7 protein-coding genes are annotated in these 9,851 nt (G+C 73.7%); 3 read left to right on the forward strand and 4 right to left on the reverse strand.

The genetic code is table 11. The features are described from left to right. A partial coding sequence (locus tag NBZ85_RS21630; RefSeq protein ID WP_261562497.1) for a hypothetical protein occupies nt 1-387 on the reverse strand: 387 nt, incomplete at its 3' end. 203 nt (nt 388-590) lie between these two features. On the opposite strand from NBZ85_RS21630, the gene NBZ85_RS21635 reads away from it, so the two are divergent. Continuing rightward, nucleotides 591-914, forward strand: coding sequence for a hypothetical protein (locus NBZ85_RS21635; protein WP_136448644.1), 324 nt, complete (start codon nt 591-593; stop codon nt 912-914). A 9-nt stretch (nt 915-923) separates the two neighbouring features. Here the strand turns inward: NBZ85_RS21635 and NBZ85_RS21640 are convergent, their stop codons facing one another. Then, nucleotides 924-4,130, reverse strand: coding sequence for an adenylate/guanylate cyclase domain-containing protein (locus NBZ85_RS21640; RefSeq protein ID WP_261559418.1), 3,207 nt, complete (start codon nt 4,128-4,130; stop codon nt 924-926). Between the two features lie 576 nt (nt 4,131-4,706). Continuing rightward, nucleotides 4,707-5,252, reverse strand: coding sequence for a MarR family winged helix-turn-helix transcriptional regulator (locus NBZ85_RS21645; RefSeq protein ID WP_261559417.1), 546 nt, complete (start codon nt 5,250-5,252; stop codon nt 4,707-4,709). Between the two features lie 91 nt (nt 5,253-5,343). Here NBZ85_RS21645 and NBZ85_RS21650 point away from each other — a divergent pair, with 91 nt between their 5' ends. After that, nucleotides 5,344-6,006, forward strand: coding sequence for a nitroreductase family protein (locus NBZ85_RS21650; RefSeq protein ID WP_261559416.1), 663 nt, complete (start codon nt 5,344-5,346; stop codon nt 6,004-6,006). A gap of 350 nt (nt 6,007-6,356) precedes the next feature. Further along, on the forward strand, nt 6,357-7,097 hold the full coding sequence (locus tag NBZ85_RS21655) for a hypothetical protein (RefSeq protein ID WP_261559415.1): 741 nt from the start codon (nt 6,357-6,359) through the stop codon (nt 7,095-7,097). 28 nt (nt 7,098-7,125) lie between these two features. On the opposite strand, the gene NBZ85_RS21660 is transcribed toward NBZ85_RS21655, so the two are convergent. Further along, a partial coding sequence (locus NBZ85_RS21660) for a DUF3376 domain-containing protein (RefSeq protein WP_261562498.1) occupies nt 7,126-9,851 on the reverse strand: 2,726 nt, incomplete at its 5' end.

Genomic DNA, 9,851 nt, shown 5'->3' on the forward strand with positions numbered 1-9,851 from the left:
GCCCAGCGGGAGGGCATGAGCGGCCGCGACGGCGGCTGGGCTCGCCACAGCGGCCGCCATGCTGGGCGCAGCGGCGCCCAGCGGGACGCGGGCACCATCCTCCGCCATCACTGTCCGTAGCGAAAAGCGGAGGGGGGTGGTGGGGAGCTCATCTACCCGGAAGGGGCCCGTAAGTGCCGGATGCGGTGGGATCCCGCCACCGGCGGCGTTCTCGGGGCCGCCCGCCGCCGCGGATCCGACCGTGGTGGCGGCCTCCTCGGCCACCCGGGACAGCAGACTGCGCGAACCGATCAGCCTTTTCTCGATCCCGCTCATCATCAGCATTCCAGCCATGACGAGAAGCGGAAATCCAAGCACCATCAGCAGGACGGGTGGTGTGAGACTCACCGAAAGACCCCCAGGGGCGACTTACAGATCCGATCGACGCCGCCGGCGCCGTACCGTATGCCTTCCCCCCGACTCCGGTTGCTCACATCTCCAGAGCCCATCTCACCCGACCCGGGTATCCCCCAGGATGGGGTGGATGGTCACCGATCTGTCCACCCCCGGTACTGTTCTCGCGGGCAGTTCGCTCGTACGCTTCGAGCAATATGTCTGTGCGGCCCGTACCGTTGCCCGCTTACAGCGGCCGTCCTCTGGTCGGTGATGCGGACCTGCTGGCGCGGCTCCACCTGCTCACCGAGCAGGTCGACTACGCCCTCGCCGAGATCGTCCTGCGCCGCGCCGCCTACCGGCGGGCCTGCGAGGAGGAGGCCCACTGGCAGTGGTCGCCGTCCGGGGTCGAGGCGCTGAGCCGGCCGCCCGTCGCCGAGGCACTCGCCCGGCAGCTCGCCGCGGTCGAGCGGCTGCGGCTGTGGGCCCAGGAACTGCACTGGTTGCAGGAACAGGCCCGGCTGCGCGGCCTGCTGCGCTGAGCTGTGGCCTCAGCCGGACAGCGACGGAGGCAGGTCCAGGGTCTCGAACAGCCGGCGGCCGAGGTTCGCCGCGGCGACGTTGCCGCGATGCAGGTACCGGGTGATGCCGGCCTCCATGCTCTCCGCGGCGTCGTCCTTGCGCCCTGCCCGGTACAGCACCTCCGCTCGGGAAAGCAGCGCGTGGCCCTGCCCGTCGATGTCGTCGGTGCGCCCGGTGAGGTCGACGGCGGTGTCGGCGAAGCGCAGCGCCTCCGCGTCCCGGCCGCGCAGGGACAGCAGCCTGGCGTGCACCCCGCACCAGCCGGCCTGGGCGGGTAGCTGGTCGGCGGCGGCGGCGTCCCGGCAGCGGGTGACGTACTTGCCGGCGTCGTCCACCTTGCCGAGGCGCACCAGCACGTCGGCCAGTGCGGCGGCGCGGTTGGCCAGCAGTGCCCGTTCCCCCATCCGGGACAGGGCGCGGCAGCTGCGGCGCAGCTCCCGCTCGGCGACGGTCAGCTCGTCGGCGAGAAGCGCCACCCGGGCGACGACGAACCCGCCGTGGAACGGGTCGGCCCGCGGCGCCCGCAGGTCGTGGACGATCTCCTCGGCGGCCTTGAGATGGATCCGTGCGCCCTCCAGGTCACCCGACATCGCGGTGAGGACGGCGAGCTGGGCGAGCAGGGCGCGGCGCAGGGCCCGGTCGTCCCCGGCCGCGTCGAGGGCCTCGCCGGCGCGGGCCAGGCTGCTGGCGACCGGCCGCGGCCCCCAGCTCATGAGCAAGGTGAGTTCGCGGCGCAGCGACTGCGCGGCCCGCGGCACGCCGGACTCCTCGGCGTGACGCACGGCGTTCACCATCGCCCGCTCGGCCGCGGTGAGCTGGCCGGCGGCCAGGTAGGCGTTGGCCTGGCTGCGGCAGGCCAACGCCGCCCCGACGTCGTCGCCCGAACGAACGAAGTTGGCCAGCGACGCGGTGGCCTCGGTCAGGGTGGTGGCAATCAGGCCCTCCGGGTCGGTGGAGAACAACACCCGCAGGTGGGCGAGCCGGGCGTGTGCCCGCAGCCCCTCCTCGCCGGCGCGCCGGGCCCGCTCGGTGACCTGACGCAGGATGCGTTCGGCGTCGGAGAAACGGCCGAAGGAGTACAGCGCCCAGCCGAGGTCGATCTCGGCGCGTAGCCGGAGCGGGTCGGTTTCGGGCAGCAGGGTGATGGCCCGCTTGAGCAGCTGGGCCGCGCTCGTCTCGTCGCCCTGGCGCACCCGGTCGGCGGCCTCGATGAGGCAGGTCGCCGCGGACCGGCCCAGCTCGACGGTCTCCGCGTCGCGTTGGCCGATCTCCACCCGGTAGCGGAACGCCTGCTCCAGGTGGTAGCCGACGAGCTCGTCGTGCTCGCCCGGGCCGCCGACGAGTCGGGCCTGCAGCCAGTGGGCGAACTGCTGGTGCAGGTCGGCCCGGCGCCGCTTCGAGGTGGACTCGTAGGCGCAGTCGCGCAGCAGCACGTGCAGGAACCGGAACGCCTCCACGCCCGGCAGGTCGGAGCGATCGGGGTGGACCAGCTCCTTGCGGACCAGGTTCAGGCAGTGCGCGGCCACCATCGGCTGCTCGGCCGGGTCGGACAGGTCGATGACGGCGGCGAGGTAGAAGCGTTCCCCGACGACGGCCGCGCGTTCGAGGACGCGGCGTTCGGGCGGGTCGAGGCGGTCGAGGCGGGCGGCGAGCAGCGCGGAGATCGTCGGCGGCACCGTCACGTTGCGCAGGCTGCCGGTGGCGATCCAGCGGGTGCCCTCGCGGCGCAGCCGCCCGTCGTCGACGAGGGCGGCGACCATCTGCTCGACGAACAGCGGGTTGCCGGCGGCGGAGGTGGTGATCCGGGTGACCAACGCCGGGTCGAGGTCGTCGGAGCCCATGAGGCTGCGGATCAGGCGCTGGCAGCGGGCCTCCGTCAGCGGCGCGAGCAGCATCGAGGTGGCGTTGAACTTGCCGCCGCCCCAGTCGCGGCGGTCCTCCAGCAGCTCCTGGCGGGCCAGGCAGAGCAGCATGATCGGCGCGTCACGGGACCAGTCGGCGATGTTCTCGATCAGGTCGAGCAGCGTCGGCTCGGCCCAGTGCACGTCGTCGAACCACAGGATCAGCGGCCGGCGCGCGGCCAGCGCCTGGAAGAACGACCGGACCGCCCAGAAGCTCTCCTGCGGGCCCTGCTCGGCGCCGCCGAGTCCCACCAGCGGGGCGAGCGCCTCGACGATCTCGGCGGCCTGGCCGACGCCGTCGAGCAGCTCGCGCAGCCGGCGCCGGCCGTCCGGAGCGCTCTCGTCGGCGGTCAGCCCGGTGGCCTGGCGCACCATCTCCATCAGCGGCCAGTAGGCGATGCCCTCGCCGTAGGACAGGCAGCGACCGGTGAGCACCATGGCCCGGGTGGTCATGGACGTGCAGAACTCGCCGACCATCCGGGACTTGCCGATGCCGGCCGAGCCGAGCACGGTGAACAGGTGGCAGGTGCGTTCGTCGATGACCGCCTCGAACGCGTCCTGCAGGCGGCGGCGCTCCCGGTTGCGGCCGATCACGGGCGCGGTGAAGCCGTGGATCTGCGCCCGGCTGCCCGGGCCCGCCGTCGGGTCGACGAGGCCCGTCAGCTGGTGTACCCGCAGCGGGTCGCGTTTGCCCTGCACGACCAGCGGGTCCAGCGGGGTCGCCGTGACGCTGTGGCGGATGAACCGGTGCGTGGTGTCGCCGATGAGGATCTCGTCGGGTGGCGCGGCGCTCTCCAGACGGGCGGCGACGTTGACCGCGTCCCCGGTGACGCCGCCGCCGGCGACGGTGACCTCCCCGGTGTTGATCCCGATCCGTACCCGCAGCCGCAGACCCCAGTTCTCCTGCAGGTCGGCGTTGAGCGCCTCCATCGCGGCCCGGATGTCCAGCGCCGAGCGCACCGCGCGCAGCGCGTCGTCCTCGTGCAGCACGGGGATGCCGAAGACGGCGAAGACGGCGTCGCCGATGAACTTCTCGACCGAGCCGCCGTGGGTGTAGATCACCGCACGCACCGTGGTGAAGAACCGCCACATGACCTGCTGCAGCGGTTCGGAGTCGATCTTCTCGCCGATGTCCGTCGACCGGGCGATGTCCACGAACATGATCGTTACAGTCTTGCGCGCCCCGCTTCCCGCGGTGGGCAGGGGGTTCCCACACCCGGAGCAGAAGCGCGCCCGCTCCGGGTTGTCCTCCGCGCAAGTCGGGCACGGCACCATGTGCCGGATGGTAGGCCGATCTCGGGTCGGTGCGGTGGGGGATGCACCTACCCGACGCGCCGGAGGTGATCCGTCCCACACCAGTGCCACTTTTGTGCCCCGTCTGTGCAGTGGCGCCATGGGGCGCGGTGGTCGGTGGTGGCCGCCGGTCGGCGGTCGGCGGTCGGCGGCGCCTCGATCATGACGGCAGGCCCCGTCGCACCGCGAGCTGCCTCACCGTCACGGCCAGCGATCCCCAGCAGACCGCGCTGAGCGTGACACCGACCATGGCGACGGTGATGTCCTGAGGATCATGATCCGGCGGCGACCCGGCAGGCGAGAAAAGCCACCGAGCGCGATCGCAGCCCGTCCCAGCTCGGTGCGTACCAGGACGCCCACACCGGCCTGCCGTCCGGTCATCTCAGCCGGCGCCCAAGGGCGTCGACGCCCGGTTGGGGCGGCCCGCCGGGCTGGCCCCCGGTCCATCGTCCGGCGCGCCGGCGTGGGGACGGGTCAGGTAGACGACGGCGGTGACGGGAACCTCCCGGCGATGGTCCGATCCGACAGCTTCTACGGTAACGTCCCGCAGTTTGCTGTCTACTGTGGGCCTACGCCTGATTCGGCGGGGCCGGGCGCTCGGGATTCGGGTGCTCGGGATCCAGGCGGTCTGGATTCAGGTGGTCTGGATTCAGGTGGTCTGGATTCAGGCGCGGGGGGTACGTGCCGCCGGATCGACGCCAGCAGTTCGACGAGCTGGGTCCGCTGCGCCGCGGTGAGGTGCCGGGTGAAATCGGCCACCGTCTCCGCCCGTTGCCGGCGGCCGACGGCGAGAGCCTCCCGGCCGGCCGGGGTGAGCGTCAGCAGCACCGCGCGCCGGTCGTTGGGATGTGAACGACGCGTCACCAGGCCGTCCGATTCCAGGCCGTCGACCGTCTCGGTCATCGTCCGGGGGGCGACCGCGACCGCGTCGGCGAGGTCGCGCAGCCGGCAGGGCCCGATGTCCGCGAGCAGTTGCAGGACCTTGAACCGGCGCAGGGTCAGCCCGACGCTCGCCCGCAACGCCTCGTCGACCGCGATCCGCACCTGGTGGCCGGCGGCGAGCAACACGTTCACGACCTCGTCGCCGGTGTCCGGTGGCGGCATCTGGGCGCCCTCCTCGTCTACGGTGATGATGAGGTTATCTTAGGATGGCATTCCTCATAGTGAGGGTGCCTCGCCAACTAAGGAGTCCCACGTGGATGCTCTCGCCTGCCTCATGACGCGTCGCACCGCGACCCGACTCGTCGAACCCGGGCCGACGACGGAGCAGCTCGCCGTCATCCTCAGCGCCGCCACCACGGCACCCGACCACAAGATGCTGCGGCCGTGGCGGTTCGTCGTCGTGCGTGGCGAGGCACGGGCCACCCTCGCCACCGCCATCGCCGAGGCGGCGCAGGCCGTCGGCACCCTGCCCGAGCCGGTCGTGCGCAAGGCCGCCGGCAAGGCCACCCGCTCCCCGGCGCTCATCGCCGTCGTCGCCGCCCGCGTCGAGTCGAAGGTGCCGGTCGGCGAGCAGGACGCCTCCGCCGCCGCGGCGGCGCAGAACATCTGCCTGGCCGCCCACGCTCTCGGCATTGCCTCGGCCTGGAAGTCGGTGCCGCTGCTGGACAGCGCGCAGGTCCGCGCGGCCTTCGGCCTGGCCGACGGCGAGGAGCTGGTCGGCTGGGTCGAGCTCGGCACGCAGGCCCAGGGCGCGCCGCTGCCGGCCCGGCCCGCGGTCCCGCTCGACCAGGTCGCCGCCGAGCTGGCGGTCGACGGCACCCTGCGGCCCGTCGCCGCGGTCGTCCCGGACCAGCTGTCGGCGTCCGCCGCGGCGGCGCAGCCGGTCAGTTCCACGCGCTCGGGCCCGGTCGGCTAGGTGGCCGCGATCCGCGTGCGGCGCACCGCCGGCGCGCTCGCGTGTCGTTGTGTCTCCCTCGTGCCTTCATCGCTGGCACTGGCGGTTTCGGTGTTCTCGTTGTTCATCCATGGCGCGGATGTAGCCGAGTCGATGCTTAGCGTTGCCCAACGGGTTCCCATGCCGCCGGGAACGAGCCCGGACGGCCCAGTTCCCGGTAAGTTGCCCCGCCGCGAGCAGAAGGCTACCTAAGCTGGACCGGGGGCCTTGGTCGGCCAGGCCCGAAACCGGGTATGACTCGGCTCCCGACCTGCGACGGGAGGTTCGCCGTGAGTGGTGCGCAGGCACCGGGACGTCACGGGTCCGCCCGCTTGCGTCCGAGGTACGGCCGGCTGCTGCCCACCCGTTCGGGCCCGGGGCGGCTCGGTCTGGTGATGACGAGCGGCCTACTGCTCGCGGTCCTGGTCGGCTGCTCGGACTCCGGTTCGTCGGGTGAGGACGTGGCCGCCCAGTCGAACACCTCGATCAGCGCCAGCCCCTTCCCCCCGGACCGGGGCGCGCCGGCTTCGCCCGCCGTGACCCCACCGGCCGCCGGAGGCGCCACCGACTCGGCGAGTGCCGCGCCGGACGGTGCCACGGCTGGGGGCGGCTCGGCGGGCTCCTCCGGGTCGCCGGACTCCTCGGATTCAGCAGGCGCTTCGGGCCCGGCCGCGTCGGGTGCAGGCGCGGCGCAGTCCGCTCCCGGGGCGAGCCCTGCGGCTGGCGCGGCCGGTGGGGGTGGCGAGGCTGGGGGTGCCGCGGCTACGGCGGTGCCGACGCCGCAGCCGTCGGCGGTGTTCCTCGGCGAGGCGTGCGCGCCTGGCCGGAACAAGGCCCCGGCGACGGCCGTCAACGGCCTGGCGTTGTTCTGCGTTCCGGATGACGGCGGTGGGTCCGCCGCCGGCGGCCGGTGGTCCACCGAGCCGCCGGCGTCCTCCGCCCAGTCGCCGCCGGAGGAGGGTGGGTCCTGCGAGCCGGCGGACGTCGGCCGGGTCCTGCGGGACTCCGCCGGGCGGCCGGTGTCCTGCCTGCGGGACCCCAACGGCATGTTGAGCTGGTCGGACGTCTCCTGAACGGAGGCTGACCCCGGTCAGCTCGGGCTCAGCCCCGGCGGCGGACCCGGCGGGTGGTGAGGGCCTCCGCGAGCGACCATGCGCCCGGCAGCACGAGCGCGCCGAACACGGTCGCCCACGCCCAGGGATGGTCGGCGAGGTAGGGAACGGCATCGTCGCTCAGCCAGTTGAACAGCGGGTCGTGCAGCACCGGAAACGCTCCGGCGGCCGCGATCACGGCGATGAGGCCGGCGGCGAGCACGGCCAGCCCGCCGGGCACCCGTCGCCAGCTGGTCAGCCCGATCATCAGCAGCCCGAGCAGGGCCACGAGGATGCCGAGCCCCCCCACCACGCCGGAACCGACCAGTCCACCGGCCACCCCCAGGACCACCAGCGCCATCCCCAGGCCGATCACCACCCGCCGCCGGCCCTGGGACACGTCCCGGACCAGCTCGTAGGCCAGCCGCGCCGCGATACGCACCACGAACGCCGCCGGCCGCGCGGGCCGCGGCAGGATCCGCATCGAGGCGACCCCGGCGGTGACCACGGCGATGATCTGGGCCAGGGCGGTGACGAGGATCGGGCCCTGCGCCGGGTCGGTGATGCGTTCCGCCGGGACGTGGCAGGCCCGCAGCACGTCGTCCACGGCCCGCGGCGCCAGCATTCCCGGCGCCACCGGCACCCCGCTGAGGCCGGGCGGCCGCGGCGGGGCGGAGGCGGCGGGCGGTGGTTCAACCCCGGTTGCTGGCCCCGCCGCGGCGCGCTGCGATGCCCCGACCCGGGCGGCCGCGGCTGCGGCCAGTGAGATCACCTCCGTCCCGCCGGAAGCCCCCGTCTTTGTCTCCCCAGTTCCTGGGGCCGGAGGGGCGCTGGTAGGTGTGGTGGCGCTGGTGGGTGTGGTGGTGTCGTTCGGCTCGGGGGCGAGGGCGCGGTCGACAGCGGCGAGGAAGTCGGCGGTGGGGCGCGGATCGAGGCCGGAGCCGTTGTCCTGGCGGATGGCTCGGGCGAGGCCGACGAGTTCCTTGGCGGCGATGTCCCGCTGGATCCCGGCGGCCACCCAGGTGGCCGTGACCGGCAGGCTTGGCGGCACCGGCGCGTCCGGATCGGTGAGGAAGGCGAGTTCGTCAAGTGCGTCCTGCGGGGCGGGGGTGCCGGCGACCTCAGCGAGGTCGTCGACGAGCGAGACCAGCCAGCCCCGCCGGGCCAGTGCAGCGGTGCCGGCGACCCGGCCCACGTCGGCGACCCTGCCCGGGTCGCCCGGGCTGCCCGGGTCGCCTGGGGGACCGGTGGGCACAGCGAGGTCCCGCCGCAGCACGAGTCGGCGCGGGTCGAGCAGGATGCGTACGAGCCAGCCGGCGCCGTCGAGTCGCCCCCACATCCAGTCGTTGGCCCGCCAGGAGGACTTCGCGAACGCGCCGAAGTTGCCCAGTTGCAGGCCCGTGACCTTGTCTTCGGCCAGGCGGCGGGTGGGATCGAGGGCGGTGGGAAGGTCAGCGCTGATCTGGACGAGTTCGACCGGCTGGTCCAGCAGGTTCCCGGTCGTGGTGTGTTCGACCAGGTGCAGGTCGAGCAGGGCGATCAGGGCGTCCGCACCGGCCGTGGGCAGGTAGTGGACGAAGTCGGTGAGTGTGCGGGCGGCGAGCGCACGGCGTTGCCCGACGCTGAGTCCCGCCGGCCGGATGCCGGGCCCGGCCGGAGGCGGCGTGGGGGGCGTCCAGCGGCGGACGAGAGCGGCGATCTCACCGCGCAGCTCGCCGACGACCGGTGCGAGGGACGCCCAGCCGAACTCCGGCTGGCCCGCCGGACTCGCTGCCCCCGCGAGATCGATGCGTAGCCACCGGCGGGTGGCCATTTCGATGACGTCGAGCAGCGGTGCCCCGGGCATCGCGGCCAGGGTCTCGCTGACCGTCGTGATCACACCCGGCCGCGGCGACGAGGTGTAGAGCGAAGCCGGCCCGCGTGCGCCCGCGGTTGCCGACCCGGCTGCGCACCCGCGTCCGGACTCGGATCCGGCCGAGTGGGACGGGCCGCTGGTTGCGGCCAGGGCGGCGTCATGTACGGCAGCGGCGAGCCGGGCGAGGCGGGCCCGCTCGGTGGGCTCGGGGCACAACACGTACCCCTCATTGATCATGGAGACGAGAATGCCCCGGACGCCGTCGAGCGCGGGCTGGCCGAGCCGCCACAGCTCGTCGATGTCCTCGACGCCCGGCAGCCGGCCGGGCAGCGTCTCCAGGACGGCGGCGACGGCGGCGTTGGTCATCCGGGCGCGGCCCGCGGCGTCGGTGCGCATCGCGTCGGCGTCCGGCGGGTGCGGCAGGTCAGAGCGGTCGGTGAGCACGCGCAGGAGCGCCTCGATGACCGGTGCCGCGACCTGTTCGGCCACTCCGTGTCGGTAGGCGTCGTAGACGCTGTCGTCGGCCAACCGGGCCGTGCCCGCCGGAGCCAGCCGCAGCAGGCGCCGCCGACCGGCCCGGGCGCCGCGGACGGCCTCGTTGTGCTCGCGTAGCGCGGCGAGGTCTGTGCCGATCGACTGGTTCAGCGCCGCGCCGAGCGCCCCAAGCAGGGTGCTGCTCGCCGAAGGTACCCGTGGCGGGGGTGCTGGCAGAGGCGGTGGCGTGCCGGCCGTGCGTTCCGGTTCGCGCAGTGTTCCGCGGAACAGCCGTGCCCGGCGGGGCTGCCGTGTTCCGGGGGACTGCCGTGTTCCGGGGGACTGTGGTGTTCCGGGGGACTGTGGTGTTCCGGGGGACTGCGGTGTTCCGGGGGACTGTTGTTCGC

The organism is Frankia tisae (assembly GCF_025403405.1).
Taxonomy (GTDB): Bacteria; Actinomycetota; Actinomycetes; order Frankiales; family Frankiaceae; genus Frankia; species Frankia tisai.